This window comes from Serratia sp. SCBI, assembly GCF_000747565.1.
Classification (GTDB): Bacteria; Pseudomonadota; Gammaproteobacteria; order Enterobacterales; family Enterobacteriaceae; genus Serratia; species Serratia ureilytica.
On sequence record NZ_CP003424.1, the window covers coordinates 2587513 to 2604391 of the forward strand.

The 16879-nt window shown below is 60.2% G+C and carries 15 protein-coding genes and 3 pseudogenes; 12 read left to right on the top strand and 6 right to left on the bottom strand.

The genetic code is table 11. The annotated features are described in order from the left end of the window. Nucleotides 1-14 precede the first annotated feature (14 nt). A complete protein-coding gene (locus tag SERRSCBI_RS12050) occupies nucleotides 15-362 on the top strand; it encodes a helix-turn-helix transcriptional regulator (protein WP_004938187.1) in 348 nt (115 codons plus the stop codon). A 3-nt stretch (nucleotides 363-365) separates the two neighbouring features. Beyond that, complete coding sequence (locus tag SERRSCBI_RS12055; RefSeq protein ID WP_016927616.1) at nucleotides 366-899, top strand: SRPBCC family protein; 534 nt, start codon at nucleotides 366-368, stop codon at nucleotides 897-899. Here the strand turns inward: SERRSCBI_RS12055 and SERRSCBI_RS12060 are convergent. Next, nucleotides 900-1929: pseudogene (locus SERRSCBI_RS12060) on the bottom strand (transporter). A 256-nt stretch (nucleotides 1930-2185) separates the two neighbouring features. Between SERRSCBI_RS12060 and SERRSCBI_RS12065 the strand changes: the two are divergent. Beyond that, complete coding sequence (locus SERRSCBI_RS12065) at nucleotides 2186-2938, top strand: hypothetical protein (protein ID WP_033643192.1); 753 nt, start codon at nucleotides 2186-2188, stop codon at nucleotides 2936-2938. A gap of 68 nt (nucleotides 2939-3006) precedes the next feature. Here SERRSCBI_RS12065 and SERRSCBI_RS12070 read toward each other — a convergent pair. After that, nucleotides 3007-4439 (bottom strand): annotated as a pseudogene (locus SERRSCBI_RS12070) (SH3 domain-containing protein). 235 nt (nucleotides 4440-4674) lie between these two features. Here SERRSCBI_RS12070 and nudI point away from each other — a divergent pair. The 3 genes from nudI (at nucleotide 4675) to SERRSCBI_RS12085 (ending at nucleotide 7156) form a co-directional block, all read left to right on the top strand. Next, entirely contained in the window at nucleotides 4675-5100 is a 426-nt protein-coding gene (gene nudI / locus SERRSCBI_RS12075) for a nucleoside triphosphatase NudI (RefSeq protein ID WP_033650314.1), read from the top strand. A gap of 93 nt (nucleotides 5101-5193) precedes the next feature. Next, nucleotides 5194-6030, top strand: a complete 837-nt coding sequence (gene pbpG / locus SERRSCBI_RS12080) for a D-alanyl-D-alanine endopeptidase (RefSeq protein WP_042784611.1) — start codon at nucleotides 5194-5196, stop codon at nucleotides 6028-6030. 139 nt (nucleotides 6031-6169) lie between these two features. After that, a complete protein-coding gene (locus tag SERRSCBI_RS12085) occupies nucleotides 6170-7156 on the top strand; it encodes an MsnO8 family LLM class oxidoreductase (RefSeq protein WP_033650312.1) in 987 nt (328 codons plus the stop codon). Here the strand turns inward: SERRSCBI_RS12085 and SERRSCBI_RS12090 are convergent. Beyond that, on the bottom strand, nucleotides 7153-8457 hold the full coding sequence (locus tag SERRSCBI_RS12090; protein ID WP_042784613.1) for an aminotransferase class I/II-fold pyridoxal phosphate-dependent enzyme: 1305 nt from the start codon (nucleotides 8455-8457) through the stop codon (nucleotides 7153-7155). The two genes, SERRSCBI_RS12085 and SERRSCBI_RS12090, sit on opposite strands and share 4 nt — an antisense overlap. A 66-nt stretch (nucleotides 8458-8523) precedes the next feature. Between SERRSCBI_RS12090 and SERRSCBI_RS12095 the strand changes: the two genes are divergently transcribed. The 3 genes from SERRSCBI_RS12095 to pdxY are packed head-to-tail and all read left to right on the top strand — an operon-like array spanning nucleotide 8524 to nucleotide 10337. Next, nucleotides 8524-8778, top strand: a complete 255-nt coding sequence (locus SERRSCBI_RS12095) for a hypothetical protein (protein ID WP_033643198.1) — start codon at nucleotides 8524-8526, stop codon at nucleotides 8776-8778. Next, entirely contained in the window at nucleotides 8775-9491 is a 717-nt protein-coding gene (locus SERRSCBI_RS12100) for a glutamine amidotransferase (protein ID WP_033643199.1), read from the top strand. The genes SERRSCBI_RS12095 and SERRSCBI_RS12100 overlap by 4 nt, the downstream gene beginning before the upstream one ends. Nucleotides 9492-9494: 3 nt before the next feature. After that, nucleotides 9495-10337: a pyridoxal kinase gene (gene pdxY / locus SERRSCBI_RS12105; RefSeq protein ID WP_042784614.1), complete on the top strand. Its 843-nt coding sequence runs from the start codon at nucleotides 9495-9497 to the stop codon at nucleotides 10335-10337. A gap of 45 nt (nucleotides 10338-10382) precedes the next feature. On the opposite strand, the gene SERRSCBI_RS12110 is transcribed toward pdxY, so the two are convergent. The 3 genes from SERRSCBI_RS12110 to SERRSCBI_RS12120 form a co-directional block, all read right to left on the bottom strand. Then, nucleotides 10383-11096, bottom strand: a complete 714-nt coding sequence (locus SERRSCBI_RS12110) for a flagellar brake protein (RefSeq protein ID WP_042784615.1) — start codon at nucleotides 11094-11096, stop codon at nucleotides 10383-10385. A 76-nt stretch (nucleotides 11097-11172) separates the two neighbouring features. Then, complete coding sequence (locus SERRSCBI_RS12115; protein WP_042784616.1) at nucleotides 11173-11955, bottom strand: N-formylglutamate amidohydrolase; 783 nt, start codon at nucleotides 11953-11955, stop codon at nucleotides 11173-11175. A 101-nt stretch (nucleotides 11956-12056) separates the two neighbouring features. Further along, nucleotides 12057-13778 carry a lysophospholipid acyltransferase family protein gene (locus SERRSCBI_RS12120; RefSeq protein WP_033643203.1) on the bottom strand — a complete coding sequence of 574 codons (1722 nt, stop codon included), beginning with the start codon at nucleotides 13776-13778 and terminating at the stop codon, nucleotides 12057-12059. A gap of 773 nt (nucleotides 13779-14551) precedes the next feature. Between SERRSCBI_RS12120 and SERRSCBI_RS25360 the strand changes: the two are divergent. The 3 genes and pseudogenes from SERRSCBI_RS25360 to SERRSCBI_RS12130 form a co-directional block, all read left to right on the top strand. Further along, nucleotides 14552-14703: pseudogene (locus SERRSCBI_RS25360) on the top strand (DeoR family transcriptional regulator); the annotation flags it as partial. A gap of 25 nt (nucleotides 14704-14728) precedes the next feature. Next, nucleotides 14729-15895, top strand: coding sequence for an SIS domain-containing protein (locus SERRSCBI_RS12125; RefSeq protein WP_042784617.1), 1167 nt, complete (start codon nucleotides 14729-14731; stop codon nucleotides 15893-15895). Nucleotides 15896-15904: 9 nt separating this feature from the next. After that, nucleotides 15905-16759, top strand: coding sequence for a tagatose bisphosphate family class II aldolase (locus SERRSCBI_RS12130; protein ID WP_033650298.1), 855 nt, complete (start codon nucleotides 15905-15907; stop codon nucleotides 16757-16759). Nucleotides 16760-16879: the final 120 nt, after the last annotated feature.

Sequence of the window (16879 nt, forward strand, 5' to 3'; positions counted from 1 at the left end):
CTATATTCAACCATATGGTTGAATTATCTTCCTCACAGCTGGACGCCATTTTTCATGCGCTGGCCGACCCGACCCGCCGCTCGATGTTACGCGCGCTGGCCGGCGGTGAACGCAGTATCGGCGAACTGGCCGCGCCGTTGCAGATGTCGTTCGCCGGCGCCTCCAAGCACGTGAAAGCACTGGAACATGCGGGCCTGGTGCAACGCACCGTGCAAGGAAGAAACCATATCTGCCGGCTCGAACCCGAGCCTATGGCGCAGGCCATGCACTGGCTGCAAACCTATGAACATTTCTGGACTGAACGGCTGGATGCGCTCGAACAGGCGCTGCTGCAGCCCGAACAGCTTCCTCCCAAGGAGTGAACCATGAATGATTACGGCATGATTATCGAACCCGGCACGCTGCGCATCCAGCGGCTGCTGCCCGGCCCCATCGAGCGGGTGTGGGCTTACCTGACCGAATCCGACAAGCGCGCCACCTGGCTGGCGGCAGGCGCCATGAAGTTGGAAAACGGCGCGCCGCTGGAGCTGGAGTTTCGCAACTCCGATCTGGCGGGCGAGCACGAGCAACCGCCGGCCAAGTACAAACAGCACGGCGGCTGCGTCAGCAACCGCGGCCACATCACCTGCCTGTTCCCGCCGCGCCTATTGAGCTTTACCTGGGCCGAACAGGATCAGGGGCGCCCTTCCGAAGTGACCTTCGAGTTGACGGAACAGGGAAACGCGGTGCTGCTGACGGTCACCCACCGGCGCCTGGCTAACCGCGACGAGATGCTCAGCGTCGCCGGCGGCTGGCATACCCATCTGGATATTCTGCTGGATCGCCTGCACGATCGGGCGCCGCAGCCGTTCTGGAGCACCCATGCCCGGCTGGAAGAAGAGTACCGCGCCCGCCTGTAATTACGACTCGTCCCTGCGCCTGAACGCCAGATAACCGGCGATCAGCGTGAAACTGCCGACCAGCAACACCAGCAGGATAAAACCATGGTGATTGCTGGCCAGCGGTATGCCTCCGACGTTCATGCCGAAAAAACCGGCGACGATGTTGATCGGCAACGCCAGCACGGTGATCACCGTCAGGGTGTAAAGCGTGCGGTTATTCTGCTCCATCAGTTTGGCGCCCAGCTCTTCCTGCAGCAGCCGAATGCGTTCGGTCAGGCTGGCGAGATCGTTCAACACTACGGTGAACTCTTCGGTAAACTGCCGCAGATCCTGTACCACCTCACGGCTCAGCCAGCTCGGCGGCCGGTTCAACAGGCGAAACAGCGCGGCCGGCTCCGGCGCCAACAGGCGCTGAAAGCGCAATAGCATGCGGCGCATGCGCCCCAGCTCGGCGCGGTTGCGTTTAACGCGGCTCGTCAGCAGACGATCCTCGATGGTATCGACATACTGATTGGCCTGCCGCACCACCTGCTCCAGCACATCCTCCTGCTCTTCCAGCAGGTGCGCCAGTAGCTCGGTGGACGACGCCAGCTGCAGCGCCGTCAGGCGGCCCAGCAACCGCTCGATCAATCGCACCGGTTTATGACGCACGGTCACCACCAGCCCACGGCGGCAATACAGCCACAGCGTCGCCGTTTCCGGGTTGTTGTCTTCAGGGTGAAAGATCACATCGTTGAGCACGGCGAACAGATCGTCGCCCTGCCGCTCGATGCGCGTAGTGTGGGAACCGTGACGAATTTCGTGAAAGAAAAAATCGGAAATGGCGAAATGGTTTTTCAGCCACTTCTCCGCCGCCGCGTGGTTGAGATTGAGGTGCAGCCAGATAAAACCGTCGCCGGGCGACAACGTTTGGTAAGCCAGGCAAAACCTGCTGCGAGTTCAGGCGCGCCGGCGGCTCGCCGGAGCGAAACGCATGGCCGTAGATCAGCCCGGTCACTTCATCATCAAAATCCAGCTTGTGCATCTTTTCCGCTGCCCTTTGCACCATAACGCCTTATCCTGCCTATTGCCGTTAGCCCAGATCGTCCACGCTGTTATAACAATCTTTATCGCTCGGCGTTAATGATTTTCAACGCTCTTGCTCATTAATATTTCCGTCATAAAAACGTCATTTCATTTTAAAAAGTTTTCATCCCTTGCCCGTTCAGCAACCGCACAATGGCTAAATGAATATAGCGGCTGATACCCTCCATCATGCAAGACACATTCATTTAAGGAACACGCTCAATAAGGAGATAACGACAATGAACAAGTTTATTACGGGCGGATGGAGCCAGTCTCTGGCTGGCCAACCGCATAAAGCGTTCGATGTCATGATGTACGGCATGGTAACCAACCTTGATGGCTTAACCACAGGCACCTCAGCCCAGCCAGGATGGAGCCCGGAAAAACAAAACAAACCCGATACGCTTCCCGGCTTTAACGGAAAGACGCTATGGGTTTACGGCGGCGGCGGATGCTCCCCGCAGCAAAAGCCGGCCAATGAGGATGAAGTGTTGAGGATCGTCGCGGCCACGGTCGATCGGGGCTGGGATGGCGTCGATTTTGATGACGAATGCAATATGAACACCGAACGGGTCATCGAAGCCATGAAACGGCTAAAGGAGGCCGGGAAAGAGACCAGCTTTGGTTTTATTGCCGGTTATTCTTACAACCACCCCAATACGGAAAATGGCAACAAGCTCAACGAGAAAGTCAGAAAAATCATTCAATCAGACCAATGCGACCGCTTTATCCATTACTGTTATGCGGCAGCGATGTGGAGCAATGACGATATTCTCGCTAATGTGATCCCGGCATTAAAACAATCGTTGGCGAACGGGGCCGAAAATAAAAAATGCATTCTGGCCCTGACGACCAAAGGATTGACCGACTGGAATTTAAATTACTTTATCGATCAGGTTTTGGACTTTAACCTTGGCGGATTATTTATTTGGAATTACGCTAACCTGACGGATGAGCACGATAAAATTATCCAGCGCCGGCTAGGCAATTAGCGCAGTTCGATTTGTCGCCGCACAACAAGCGGCCGCATTCGCGGTCGCTTTATCAGCTAAAGAAAGGGCTATTCAATAAATCCCAGTTTAAACTGCGCCTTGCCCGCCAGCGACATCAGGCTCGCATCTTCAGGATAGGTCGCCAGCAGCGGGAAAAATACTGCGCCGCCGATAATGCTGCGGCGCTTTGAATCTGCCGGGCGCAGCCCCCAGATATTCTGGTACGTCATCGGCACAACCTGGCCGTCAATGAGCGCATTACCGATATACAGCATGATATGGCCCGGAATGTAAACCAGCGTGGTGAAGGGTTTGCCGTGATCTTTGAGATAGCGCAGCCGTTCACTGGTGTTCGCTTGAGCAAGATCAACCACGCGGGTGGCCGCCTGTATCTGCGCGGCGGAATTTCTGGGAAGAAAGAGGCCAAAAGGCATCAACAGACTGCGCAGTTCGGCGGAGCAGTCATTATTGAAGTTATAGTTCCCCAGCCATAAGGCCTGCCGCTCATTGACCGCATCAGTACGGCAAGATGTTCGGGCGTCATTTTCCACGGCATGGCGGCAAATTCCCCCTTCTTGACAACGACCCGGCGCATCTGTGCGCGGCCATCCTCTCGGCGTACCGGCACGGCGACCACAAAAAGGCCCTGTCGGTGACGGTAAAATGGCAGAATCGTGCCGTGGCGCGCCGTAAAATAAAACTGGCCGCCCGTTTGCACCGAAACCGGCTGTTTAATGAATGCCCCCAGATTTTTCCCCGCCAGCGCCAGCCATTCGGAGACAAACCGCTGATCCGCCGCCGCGATGTCTTCGCTATGCACCCAACCGATCACCGTAGGCGACATGACGTATTTCCAGCGTTTATCGCGGCTTTGCGTAATAACGTATACCGGAGTGCCGGGGCGGATAGACGAATCCTGCAAATTATCAAAGGGATAACCTTGTCCAGCCAGGCGAGGGTCGTCATAAGCCGGATCGTCCGTCGGCAGGATCCTGACCAGCGTCTCCCTGACCGCAATGCCTCGGGCCGAAGAATGATAAACCTGGCTAATGTCCGTAGAAGCGTTATCTCTGACTTGCTGTTTCCAGCGGTCGGTGTGAGTCCTGAAGTTTTCCCCCCAGGAGACACTTCCACGGCCAAGGTGTTTATCCATTGCGGCATCACGGTGGCTTTCCGCTTCGCGGTTCAGGACGGCAGCGATGTAATGCGGATTCCAGGGGGATTCATCGTTCGGCTCCATGCCAAAATAGTGAGATTTAAGAGCGGAAAAATGACGTTGCTGCGTGGCGGCATCCATCACGGGCACCCGCCGCTGCGGACCGGGCGGCAACCATTTATCGACAGACTGCGAATAGTTCCCCAGCGGGAACAGCGATTTGGTGGCATCGATAGGGGCTGTCGCCGTGGCGTCTTGAGGGGGCTGGCTGACCGGCGCGCTGTGGCAGGCCGACAGCAGAAGAAGAGTCATCAGGCACAGCGGTTTTATTCCATTAGTAGGCATACGTTATCAACTCCATGATAGGTTAAAATCCCTGCTTTATCCTGACGCGAAATTATTCGAATTGATACTTAATAACATCTGCGATTGATTTCCCGTTGAAGAAAACAAAGCCGGAGGCAACCCCATGACAGACGCCGACCGGATTTCCCGCCGCCGCACAGAATGCGATCGACCTTCCCGCCCTGCGCCGCCAAATCTGCTATCCTGCGGCTTTGCTTTCTGACAGGAGTCCTCCATGCGCCAACGCATCATTGTCTGCCCGCTGATTGAAAACGATAACGCCTTCCTGCTGTGCAAAATGGCCGCGCACAAGGGCGTATTTCCCGGCCAGTGGGCGCTGTCCGGCGGCGGCGTCGAGCCGGGTGAGCAGATAGAGCAAGCGCTGCGGCGCGAAGTGCGCGAAGAGCTGGGCCCCGCGCTGATCCTCGACAGCATCACGCCCTGGACCTTCCGCGACGATGTGCGCATCAAAACCTACGCCGACGGCAGCCGGGAACAAATCTACATGATTTACCTGATTTTCGACTGCCACGCCGCCAACCGCGACGTGACGATCAACGATGAATTCGACGACTACGCCTGGGTGCCGCGCGAACGCCTGGCGGACTACGATCTGAACGAAGCCACCCGCTTCACGCTGCGGCAAAAGGGATTGCTGTAACAGTTTGAGCGATTATCACCCTATTTCCTTCACATTTGCCGGGCAGACTCTTTTGATATTTTTTAATCACTTAGGGTCACTATTGCCGTCGCTATGCTTTTATTTCTCCCTGTTCTCCGTCTGTCCGTCCGGCGCTTCGGCGCCGCCGCCCTGTTCAGCCTGCTGTTCGTTTTGGCACCCGCCCATGCCGCCGCGCCGCCATTGGTGTTGAATGCCAAATCGGTGCTGGTCGTCAATCAGCGTACCGGAAAAACGCTCTATCAGAAGCAACCGAACCGCGTGCTGCCGATCGCGTCTCTGTCCAAGCTGATGACCGCCATGGTCGCCCTGGACAGCAAACGCCCCATGGGCAGTCAACTCAAAGTCACCGCCGCCGATCGCGATCTGCTGAAGAAAACCCATTCGCGGCTGACCATCGGCTCGGTGCTCAGCCGCCGCGATATGCTGCACATCGCCCTGATGTCTTCGGAGAACCGCGCCGCCGCGGCGCTGAGCCGCAGTTATCCCGGCGGGCGCAAGGCCTTCGTGGCGAAAATGAATCAGAAAGCGCGCGCCATCGGCATGAAACGCGCCCGTTTCTACGATCCGACCGGGCTAACGCCGCGCAACGTAGCCACCGCCAACGATCTGCTGAAAATGGTCAATCACGCCTATCGCTATCCATTGATTCGCCGCTTCAGCACCGACAAGCAGCAGATCGTGCGTCCTGGCCGCGGCCAGCTGGTCTATCGCAGTTCCAACGGTCTGATCAACAACCCGGCCTGGAAGATCCAGCTGCAGAAAACCGGCTTTACCGACGAGGCCGGTCACTGCCTGGTGATGCGCACCACCATCAAAGGGCAGCCGGTGGTGATGATCTTGCTTGGCGCGCAGCCGCGCTACGGCCACTACCGTGACGCCATTCGTCTGAAGGCCTGGCTGGAGCGGTAAAATCGCGGCGCTTTACCGTTCTGCGCATATCCAAATCCGTTTTGGATCAATGGAATATCCTATCGCCAATCAGTATTAAGCCGCGCGCCGCCCGCATGGTATTTGTCAGGCATATCTGATGATGAAAGGAGCGGGAAAAATGGCTTATGCCTTGAGCATATTGGAAAAAAGTCCGATCGCCGACGGGGAAAGCGCCGCGCAGGCGCTGGCGCGCACGCTGCAGCTGGCGCAACGGGCGGAACGCTGGGGGTATCGGCGTTTCTGGCTGGCGGAGCACCACAACACGCCGCAGCTCGCCTGCCCGTCGCCGGAAGTGCTGATCGGCTACCTGCTCGGCCAGACGACGCGCATTCGCATCGGCTCCGGCGGCGTGATGCTGCAGCACTACAGCGCCTACAAGGTGGCCGAAAACTTCAACCTGCTGGCGGCGCTGGCGCCGGGACGCGTCGATCTCGGGGTGGGCAAAGCGCCCGGCGGGCTGCCGCTCGCAACCCAGGCGCTGCAGGCGGCCCACGATCGGCAACGCAAGCCGGACTTTCCTCAGCAGCTGTCGCAGTTGACCGCCTATCTGAACGACGACGCCGAGCCCGGCCTGAGCGCCACACCGCTGCCGCCGCAGGGCGCACAGCGTTTTCTGCTCGGTGCCAGTAAAGAAAGCGCAACGCTGGCGGCCGAGTCCGGCTGGGCCTTCGTGTTCGCCGCCCATTTGAACGGCAATCCGCAGGATATCCGCGACGCGCTGGAGCACTACGCCGCACACAGCGGCGGCCGCAAGGCGCTGCTGGCGGTGGCGGCGATCGTGGCCCCCAGCGAGGAACAGGCCGCGGCATTGGCGGCCGACATTCGGCAATACCGCGTGCACGTTGCCGGTGAGCAGAGTGTGACCGTCGGCAGCCTGGCGCAGGCGGAGAGTTTCGTGCAGCAGGCCGGCGCCACCGACTACCGCATCGAGCCGCGGGAAAGCCATATTCTGCTCGGCACCGCGCAGCAGGTGCATCAGCAACTGGCGCAGCTGCAGCAACAGTACGGCGTGGAAGAGTTCATCATCGACACGCCGATCGCCGAACCGGCCGCCCGGTTAGCCTCGCTGCAGTTACTGGCGGAGGAGAGTTTGACGCCGGCTTAGTTGATCGCCGCCGCCGCCCGCATGGCTTCGGACAGATCCTGCGCCAGCGGCGCCAACTGCGACGGCGTGACGTTCGCCAGGCTGACGCGGAGCGCCGGACCACACTTCAGGCGAAAAGGTTCACCGCCCTGCACCAGCCACCCCCGCTGCGCCATCAGTTGCGCGGCGGCGGTTTCCGAGCGCACCGGCACCCACAGATGCAGCCCTTCACCTACCGCCAGCGCCGTGTGATTCAACGCATTGAGCCGCTGGACCAGCTCATCCCGTCTGGCCTGATACGCCTGTTGCGCCCGCTGCAATTGCCCTTCCTGCAAGGCTTGTTCCCACAGTCTGGCGGCGATCTGCTGCAAGATATGGCTGACCCAGCGTTCGCTGATGTACTGATCGGCGCGCATCGCCTGCAGCAAGGTCGGGCTGCCGCAGGCCAACGCGATGCGCAGATCCGGGCTGAGAAACTTGCTGAGCGACAGCACGTACAGGCCGCGATCGCCGTCGAACGGCAGATGCAGCGGCTGTTGCGACAACGGCCCCCAGAAATCGTCGACGATCGCCAGACACTGCGGATGGCCGCGCAGAAAACCTCGCCACTGCTGCGCACGTTGCGCTGAAAGCGAAGCGCCGGTCGGATTATGGGCGCGCGGCGTCAGGATCACCGCGTCAGCCGCGCCACTCTCCGGCAGCCGACAGCCCTGTTCATCCACCGCCAGCGGCAGCGGGCGCAGGCGCAGGTGACGCAGCAGCGTCAATAGCGGCGGCCAGCAGGGATCTTCCACCCACACCGCCGCCCCAGGCTGTGCATGGCAGCGCAGCGCCTTTTCCATCGCGTCCAACGCGCCGGAAAACACCGCCGGTTCCCCCAGGGCCACGCCCTGGCGCCCGAGCCACTCACACCCGAGACCGGTCAATACCGGCAGGTCGCCGCTGATTTCATAGCCGTTTTGCTGCGGGAACACCTCCGCCGCGCCGAGCCTCAGCGCCGGCAGCAAAGCGGCATCCAGGTTGCCGCTGGCCAGATCGCACATCCCCGCCGGCACCTGGCGCGGCGCATAGGCCGCACTCACCGCCGCCAGCGGCGGCTCCAGCACCACCGTACCCGCCCGCCCGCGCGTCGCCACCAGGCCGGCATCGCGCAATCTGGCGTATGCGCTGGCCACGGTATTCGGATTGACCTCCAGCTCCGCCGCCAGCTGGCGTACCGGCGGCAACAGTTCGCCCGGCCGCAGCGCGCCGTTTTTGATGCGTGCGGCGATCTGCTCGGCAATCTGGACAGCGCCGCCGCCTTTTGCATACAATGAAGTCATACATAAATCCTTTTGTACTAGTTCAAATAAGATTAGCAGCTTCTGCGGCCAAAAGTAAGGGGTTCCATGGATAAACATTACGTGCTCGACATTCAGTATGCAGGAAAAGCCTTTGCCCGCCTGCAGCTGTTCACCCCGTGGGCAGCCGATCAGCTGGAGCAGGCCTGCGCGCTGTTCCCGGCCGCACAGGGTTATCAGGTGCAGCTCAGCCAGGTCAGCGAACGCCGCATCGTCTACCAGAGCGGCGCGCAAGGCATCACGGTGCTGGGCGAGTCGCTGGCGCTGATCCCCTTCACTCACGCTAGCGAGGTTAAACAATGAAAAAAGCCGTCGCCATTCGGCACGTCAACTTTGAAAACCTGGGCATCCTCGGTTCCCTGCTGTCACTGCGCGGCTATCAGATCGATTATTACGATGCCGGCCGCGATGATATTCGTGCTATCAATAATGAAGAGACCGATCTGTTGGTGGTGCTCGGCGGGCCGATCAGCGCCGCTCAGCACTTTTCCGGCGAGCAGCGGTATGATTTTCTCGACCATGAATTCGCGCTGGTCAAACAGCGCCTGGCGCAGCGGCGGCCGACCCTCGGGGTTTGCCTCGGCGCGCAAGTGATCGCTCAGGCGCTGGGCGCTGAGGTTATTTCGCTCGGCGTGAAAGAGATAGGCTTCGCCCCGCTGACCACGCCGCCGGCGGAAGAGGAGTCGGTGCTGGCGCCGCTGGCCGACACGCCGGTACTGCACTGGCACGGGGATATGTTCATGATCCCGGACGGCGCCCGCTGCCTGGCCGGCACGGCGGTATGCCCGCATCAGGCCTTCGACTATCAGGGGTTCGCGCTCGGCCTGCAGTTCCATTTGGAGGCGGATTATCGCGATATCGAACGCTGGCTGATTGGCCATGCCTGCGAGCTGGAACTGGCCGGCATCGCGCCCCAGACCCTGCGCGACCAGGCCGCGCGCCACGGCGCGCAGCTGGAACAGCGCGCGCGGCAGGTGTTCGCGCGCTGGCTGGATAACAACGAACCAAGGAAGTAACTCATGCAACAGGCTTCACCTTTGCGGTCACCGTCTATCGACGTGATCAGCATTCAATCTCAGGTGGTCTACGGCAGCGTCGGCAACGGCATCGCCTACCGCGCTCTGCTGAAAAAGGGACTGGAGGCGCTGCAGGTGCCCAGCGTGCTGTTCGGCTGCCCGCCCTATTACGGCAAACCGCACGGCGGCGTCATCTCCGGCGATTGGTTCGGCGGTTTTCTCGACGACCTGATCGCCCGCGGCGTCATGAAGCGCGCACGGGCGGTGATCGTCGGCTACCTGGGCGACGTGATGCAGTGCCATATTCTGGCCAACTGGCTGCAGCGGGTGCGCTCGCTCAATCCGCAGATAAAAATCTATATCGATCCGGTGATGGGCGATTACGGTGAGGGGATCTACGTGGATGAGCGCATCGTCAACTGCTATCGCTCGCCGTTCCTGCGGCTGGCCAACGGCCTGACGCCGAACGGTTTCGAACTGGAGCAGCTGTGCGGCCGGCAACTGAGCAGCCGCGAGCAGACGCAACACGCCGCGCAGGCGCTGTTGAACGACACCACCGAATGGGTGTTGGTCACCAGCGCGCCGGGCGTAGCACAACACGAAGACGAAGTGGGATTGATGCTGGTCACCCGGCAGGAAACGCAGTGCTTTACTCATCCGAAGGTCAAATCGGCGGTCAAAGGCACCGGCGATCTGTTCACCGCGTTGCTGGTCAGCCATCTGCTGCAGGGCGCTGCGCTCGACGCGGCAGTGGTTGCCGCCGGCGATGAAGTGTGCGGCGTACTGGCCGAAGCGGCGCATTTCGGTTGGGAAGAGATCGGCAGCCTGCGGGCACTTAACCCCTAAGGCCGCAGGCGAGTCAGAGGGGCAGCGCACTGCCCCTGATAACTATCAGCGTTTTTTCTTTTTGTTGAAATCCAGCTCGAAGGCGAACACGGCGCTCTGAATTTTGCGCTCCATCGCCAATCCGAGCTTAAGAAAGCGGCATGACAGGCGCGAGAAGTGCACCACCTGGTCGTTATCATCGATTTCCTGATCGTCGTTGACCACCACCAGCTCCATGTTGACCTTGAAGCTGCCGTAGCTGCCCAGATCCAGCTCCGCTTTCTTGAACTGCAAGCCTGGCTGGAAGAAATCCGGCAGCGGGCCGTCGAAGCGTAAACCGACGCCGCCGGCGGAGAGATCGTGGATCCGCAGCTCGTACGGCGTGCCGTCCGGGTATTCGCCGGTACAAAAGAATTGGCGCCAGTGCGGCGTAGTGATGCGGAATTGACGACGGCGCTGGATATAGACCAGCTCCTGCGGCAGCCGGGTCGAACAGGCCTGTACGCCCTGATGTTCGGTCAGCTCCGCCTGGGGGACGGAAAACTCGATTTTGGCGTCGTTGCTTTCAATCACGATGGTGCAAGCGCCGTCGATGGCGCTCGAGGCTTCCTCACCGCTGAACACGATATTGTCCGGCCCGACGCTCAATAACAGACTTTGAAACCGGTGCTGCTGATTTTCTACGCGCAGCGGCGTGCGTTGTTTGCAAATTTCTCGCAGAATCGCCAGAACTTCAAAACGCTCCCGTTTGATAAACAGTCCGTTATCGCTGTGCTCCACACGTGTCTCCTGACTTTTTTTCTAATGACGTCTTACGTATTCCTTACGGTTATCATCTCTGGGAATATTCCTAAAGTCAAATTTGCCAGCGTTGCCAGGCCTGCGGCAGCAGGCGCGCGAAACGTTTCGCCCATGCCTGTTGCCCGCGTTCGTCAGCGACCAAATCCTGGCGAATTTCGATGCCGACGTAAGGCAAACCGCGGCGCTCCGCGTGCACCGGCAACGTGTAATCGGTGGCGTCCGTCATCGCATAAGGTTCGTTAATACCCACCTGCAGATCCCCCTCTTCACGCAGCAGTTCAGCTAACAGCAGCGCAAATTCCGGGTAGCGGTTAAACAGCAGCCCCACCTGCCAGGGGCGCGATTGGCCCTTGAACACCGGCGTGAAGCTGTGCATGGCGATCACCGCCGTCGGCAGTTCGCGCAGTTGGCGTTGCCCCAGATGCTCGTCGATGGCGTGGTGATACGGCAAAAATACCTCGCGCTCACGCGCCAGCGCGTGTTCGGCGTCGATGCCGATATTGCCGGGGATGGGCGTCAGTTCAGACAAATGCGGGATCGAGCTGGCGATGCCGGGCGCCCGGTTGCAGTCGATCACCAACCGTGAGTAACGCTGATGAATCAGCGTGGCGTCCAGTTGGCGGCTCAGATGGCGCGATACGCCCAGCGCGCCGATATCCCAGCCGATGTGGCGCTCGATCTCCCCCGGCGGTAAGCCGAGATCCCCGAGGGATTGCGGTATCGCCTTGCCGGCGTGATCGCACAGCAGCAAAAATGGCGCTTTGCCGCGCGGGGTTTCAACGGCGGCGGCGGGCGGTTCATCGGCGGACAATAACGGCGGGATAAACGAATGAGGCATGAAAGGCTCCGGCGGTGGAAAGCAAAACGTTTATCGTAGCGCTATCCCGTCGCCGGCCCCAAGGTCGTGCTTAGATCAAAAAGGCATGAGTCAGACGCCGATCATGCCGTCTCGGCTTCCTGCGGCTGATGCACCGCAATATAACGTTGATAACGCGACGGCTTGAGCCGCGAGGTATCCACCAGCACCAGGCCGTCGATGCAGTTGTTGAAGGCCGGATCGGTGCCAAAGTCGATAAACTGCACCCCGCCCGGTTCGCACAGCTCGGTGTACTGTTTGTACAGCGTCGGGATCGAGCAGCCGATGTTGCTGAGCAGGCTCTTCAGCCGCACCAGATCTTCCTGGTAGTTATCCCCGGCAAACTGCGCCAGCACCTGCGGCAACGACGCCGGATAAGGACGACGCGACTGCGCGAAGGCGTGGTCCGGCGAGAAATAGAGTCGATAGAAGGCGATCAACAGATCCCGCGCCGCCAGCGGCATGCCGCCGGAAATGGATACCGGGCCGAACAGATAGCGGTACTGCGGGTATTTCGACAGATAGGCGCCGATGCCCAGCCACAAATAGTCCAGCCCGCGCTTGCCCCAATAGGCCGGCTGAATGAAGCTGCGCCCCAGTTCGATGCCCTGCGCCAGGATCGGTTCCATATCGCGGTCATAGTGGAACAGGCTGTTGCTGTAGATGCTCTCCAGGCCCTTACGCGCGATTTGTTCGGCGGTGGGGATAAAACGATAGGCGCCGACGATCTCCAGCTCCTCTTCATCCCACAGCACCAGGTGATAATAATCGTCGTCGTAGCTGTCCAGATCGCGGCGGCGGCCGGATCCTTCCCCCACCGCGCGGAAAGCGATCTCGCGCAGGCGCCCCAGCTCGCGCAGGATCGGCGTGCGCGCTTCATCGTGACGGCGATAGAGATAGATGGTTTTGCCGTCCGGCGTAACCCCCAGTCTTTCGCAGTTCGCCAGCGCCTTTTTCAGCTCCAGACGCTCTTCCGGCAACGCGATCGGCGATTCGCTGGCGAACAGCCCCGGTTTGCCCTGGCCCAGGCGATACACGTGGCGGCGAAAGCGCTCCGCCAGATCCTTGGCGCTGGTGTGGCCATCGTGCCAGTTGGCGAACGGCACGCGGCCGCCGATGCGGATCCTGATGCGCCCGCCCCGCTGCTGGAACATTTCACGCACCAGCAGCAGCGTCGACAGCGGACGGTAGACCAGCGACGTAAAGTAGAACAGGTTGCTGTTGCGCGCGCTGATATGAATCGGCACGATCGGCGCGCGCGCCTTGGCGGCCAGACGCAGAAAACCGGTATGCCAGTGGCCGTCGCGGATGCCTTTCGGGCTCATGCGCGACACTTCGCCGGCCGGGAACAGGATCAGCGCGCCCTGATTGTCCAGCTGCTGCTGCATGCCTTCTATCTGTTTGCGGCTGGTTTTATAAGCGACGTTATCCACCGGCACGAACAGGTTGCGCAGCGGTTCGATGTAGGTCAGCAGTTGGCTGGCCACCACTTTCACATCCGGACGCACCGCCGCGACGGCGCGCAACAGCACCAGTCCGTCGAGCGAGCCGATCGGGTGATTGGCCACGAGCACCACCGGCCCCTGGCTGGGGATGTTTTCCAGATCGCCGTCCACCAACTCGCAGCTGAGGTTAAAGTAGTCCACCACCTGCTCGATCAGATCGAGCCCTTTCAGGTGGGGATAGTCGGCGGCGAACTGTTTGAATTCTTTTTCGAAGAGAAGGGTTCTTAGCAGGCTGCGCTGCCAGGCAGGGGTATTGCGGTGTGGAAATGCATCTTGCAACAGAGAATCCAGGCTGAACATCGCGTTATCTCCTGACGTAGTCGCTGCAAACTTAAGCCAGAGCCATGACTCTGACATGTCAGTCACATGACAATAAAATGAATCCATCGACTATCAGGTATAGCAAAGTAATGGCGATTTGGGAGCGAAAGACGCATTTTCGCCCCACTTCCCCTCACATCGGCGCCAGCAACGCTTCAATGCGGCGGTTCACCGCCTCACGCAAGCGCTATCGGCTGCAGATCCTCGCCGGAGGGAAACGCATGGCCGCTGTCGTTCACCCTCACCCGCTGCAATGCGGCGCTATTACACGCGCCGGCATAAAAAAACAGTGAAAGCCCGGCGGCTGCCGAATTATCGCTGCGGCTTTCGGCCTCGACGGACTGAATAATTAAATGCCGGGAATTGTCGACTGAAAAATAACGAATTTGCCGTTTTCAGTTTGCGTTGACGCTGCTTTCGGTTGGCGCTCAAACGAAAGCAAAAACAAATATAAGCAACTGATAGATATAGATATTTTAAAATTAATCGATTGCATTTCAGTGTTTCGTTTGCTGTAATTCGCCACGAACAACTGAAAGCGCTCCGGTCGGTATTGCTGCGGCTTATTAAGCCGCGGTCGGGCACGGCTACAGGTAAATCAGGAGTCTGCGTTAATGATCACTACCGCAAAACGCCGGGAATTAATTATCGACCCGCTGTGCCGCGAAGGCGCGTCGCGCGTGGAACCGCTCAGCCAGCTGCTTTCGGTCTCCAGCGTCACCATCCGCATCAATCGCGACGTCAAACACATCCTCGCCGACGCCAGCAAATTTGGCCGCACAAGTTTTTGCACGATCGCGACATCGGCCAGATCCACCGCCTGGTCACCGACAGCCGTATTCCGGCGCACTACCTGCAGGCGCTGCACCATTTAGGGATCGACGTGATTATCGCCGACCGTTAACCGAGGCTTTTAAGGAGTTGTCATCATGAACGCGTATTTCTCTTACGAGGCGAATTGGCTGAAGCAGCGCAACGCCTGGCACACCGCCGCAGAAATTTGGCATCAGCCGGATCTGTGGGCGGCGCTGCATCGGCAGCTGCAGGATCAACAGGCGCAATGGCAGCCGTTTCTGGCGCCGCTGCTGGCCAATCCGCGCCTGCAGATCGTGCTGTGCGGCGCCGGCAGCTCGGCGTTCGCCGGCCGCGCCCTGGCCCCCTGGCTGCGCGAACGCACCGGCCGCAACGTGGTGGCCTACGGCACTACCGATATCGTCGCCAACCCGCTGCAGTATCTCGACCCTGAGCGGCCGACGCTGCTGGTCTCCTTCGCCCGCTCAGGCAACAGCCCGGAGAGCGTGGCGACGGTGGAGCTGGCCGACCAACTGCTGCCGGAAAGCTACCACCTGATGCTGGTGTGCAACCCGGACAGCAAGCTGGCGCAGTATGCGCATCGGCGCGACAACGTCTGTTCGCTGGTGATGCCGCAAGGCGCCAACGATCAGAGCTTCGCCATGACCTCCAGCTTCAGCTGCATGATGCTGAGCGCCGCGCTGCTGCTCGGCCCCCTGTCGCTCGAGGCCGCCCAGGCGCCGCTGCATGCCATGGTGCAGCGCTGCCGCGCTCTGCGAGAAACGCTGCCGCCGCAGGTGAAGGCGCTGGCCGCCGGCGGTTTCCGCCGCTACATCACCCTCGGCGGCAGCTGCTTTACCGGCCTCGCCGAAGAGGCCTCGCTCAAGATGCTGGAGCTGACCGCCGGGCACATCGTGACGCGCTACGACTCGCCGCTCGGCCTGCGTCATGGTCCGAAATTTATGGTCGACGGCCAGACGCTGGTGGTGTTGATGTTCTCGCGCGACGACTACGCCCGCCAGTATGACCGCGATCTGTGGAACGAACTGCAGCGCGATGGGCAGGCGATGCAGCTGGTCGGATTGACCGGCGAGCGCCAACCCCTCGCTGATGCCCTGCTGCATATGCACGATGCGGCAGACGATATCTGGCTGCTGTTCCCGTATCTGCTGTTCACCCAAATGCTGGCCTTCGAGAGTTCGCTGGCGCTGGGGCTGACACCAGACAACCCTTGCCCGACCGGCGAGGTTAACCGGGTGGTGAAAGGCGTGACGATTTACCGTTTTCCTTCCCCCGAGCTGTAAGGAGATCCCATGTATCTGATAGCCAACCGAGACATGCTGCTCAAGGCGCAGCGCCAGGGTTACGCCGTTCCGGCGTTTAACGTTCACAATCTGGAAACCGTGCAGGTGGTGGCGGAGACCGCCGCCGAGCTGCGCTCGCCGGTGATCATGGCCGGCACGCCCGGCACCTTCAGCTATGCCGGCACCGACTACCTGATCGGTATCTGTCAGGCGGCCGCGCACCGCTACGATCTGCCGCTGGCGCTGCATCTGGATCATCACGAAGAGCTCGATGACATCGAGCACAAGGTGAAAAGCGGCATCCGCTCGGTAATGATCGACGGCTCCCATTTGCCGTTCGAGCAGAATATCGCCAAGGTGGCCGCCGCAGTGGCCCTGTGCCATCGCTACGGCGCCAGCGTGGAGGCGGAGCTGGGCCGCCTGGGCGGGCAAGAGGACGATCTGATCGTCGATACGGCGGACAGCTTCTATACCGACCCGGTGGCGGCACGCGAGTTTGTCGCCGCCACCGGCATCGATTCGCTGGCTGTGGCGATCGGTTCCGCCCACGGCCTGTATCACGGCGAACCGAAGCTGGACTTCGAACGCCTGGCGCTGATCCGCGAACAGGTAGACGTGCCGTTGGTGCTGCATGGCGCCTCCGGCATTCCGGAAGCGATGGTCAAGCGCGCGATTTCGCTCGGCGTTTGCAAGGTCAACGTCGCCACCGAATTGAAAATCGCCTTCGCCGATGCGGTGAAAAGCTATTTTTCACAGCATCCGGATGCCAACGATCCGCGCAAATACATCGTCCCCGGCAAGCTGGCGATGAAAGAAGTGGTGGCGGAAAAGATCCGCATCTGCGGCAGCAGCGGCATGCTGTAACCCCACGCCCGCCCCCGGTTTCAGTGGCTGCACCACGGGGGCGAAAACATCCCGCCATTTTCCGCTTTCCTGAGAGAACGATCACAGCCTGTTATCCCGCCCGCGCCTGAAACCATTAAC

Bases quoted from the DNA above. Each gene is read 5' to 3' on its own strand.
- SERRSCBI_RS12050 (WP_004938187.1), top strand. From the start codon at position 15: ATGGTTGAATTATCTTCCTCACAGCTGGACGCCATTTTTCATGCGCTG.
- SERRSCBI_RS12055 (WP_016927616.1), top strand. From the start codon at position 366: ATGAATGATTACGGCATGATTATCGAACCCGGCACGCTGCGCATCCAG.
- SERRSCBI_RS12065 (WP_033643192.1), top strand. From the start codon at position 2,186: ATGAACAAGTTTATTACGGGCGGATGGAGCCAGTCTCTGGCTGGCCAA.
- nudI (WP_033650314.1), top strand. From the start codon at position 4,675: ATGCGCCAACGCATCATTGTCTGCCCGCTGATTGAAAACGATAACGCC.
- pbpG (WP_042784611.1), top strand. From the start codon at position 5,194: ATGCTTTTATTTCTCCCTGTTCTCCGTCTGTCCGTCCGGCGCTTCGGC.
- SERRSCBI_RS12085 (WP_033650312.1), top strand. From the start codon at position 6,170: ATGGCTTATGCCTTGAGCATATTGGAAAAAAGTCCGATCGCCGACGGG.
- SERRSCBI_RS12090 (WP_042784613.1), bottom strand. From the start codon at position 8,457: ATGACTTCATTGTATGCAAAAGGCGGCGGCGCTGTCCAGATTGCCGAG.
- SERRSCBI_RS12095 (WP_033643198.1), top strand. From the start codon at position 8,524: ATGGATAAACATTACGTGCTCGACATTCAGTATGCAGGAAAAGCCTTT.
- SERRSCBI_RS12100 (WP_033643199.1), top strand. From the start codon at position 8,775: ATGAAAAAAGCCGTCGCCATTCGGCACGTCAACTTTGAAAACCTGGGC.
- pdxY (WP_042784614.1), top strand. From the start codon at position 9,495: ATGCAACAGGCTTCACCTTTGCGGTCACCGTCTATCGACGTGATCAGC.
- SERRSCBI_RS12115 (WP_042784616.1), bottom strand. From the start codon at position 11,955: ATGCCTCATTCGTTTATCCCGCCGTTATTGTCCGCCGATGAACCGCCC.
- SERRSCBI_RS12120 (WP_033643203.1), bottom strand. From the start codon at position 13,778: ATGTTCAGCCTGGATTCTCTGTTGCAAGATGCATTTCCACACCGCAAT.
- SERRSCBI_RS12125 (WP_042784617.1), top strand. From the start codon at position 14,729: ATGAACGCGTATTTCTCTTACGAGGCGAATTGGCTGAAGCAGCGCAAC.
- SERRSCBI_RS12130 (WP_033650298.1), top strand. From the start codon at position 15,905: ATGTATCTGATAGCCAACCGAGACATGCTGCTCAAGGCGCAGCGCCAG.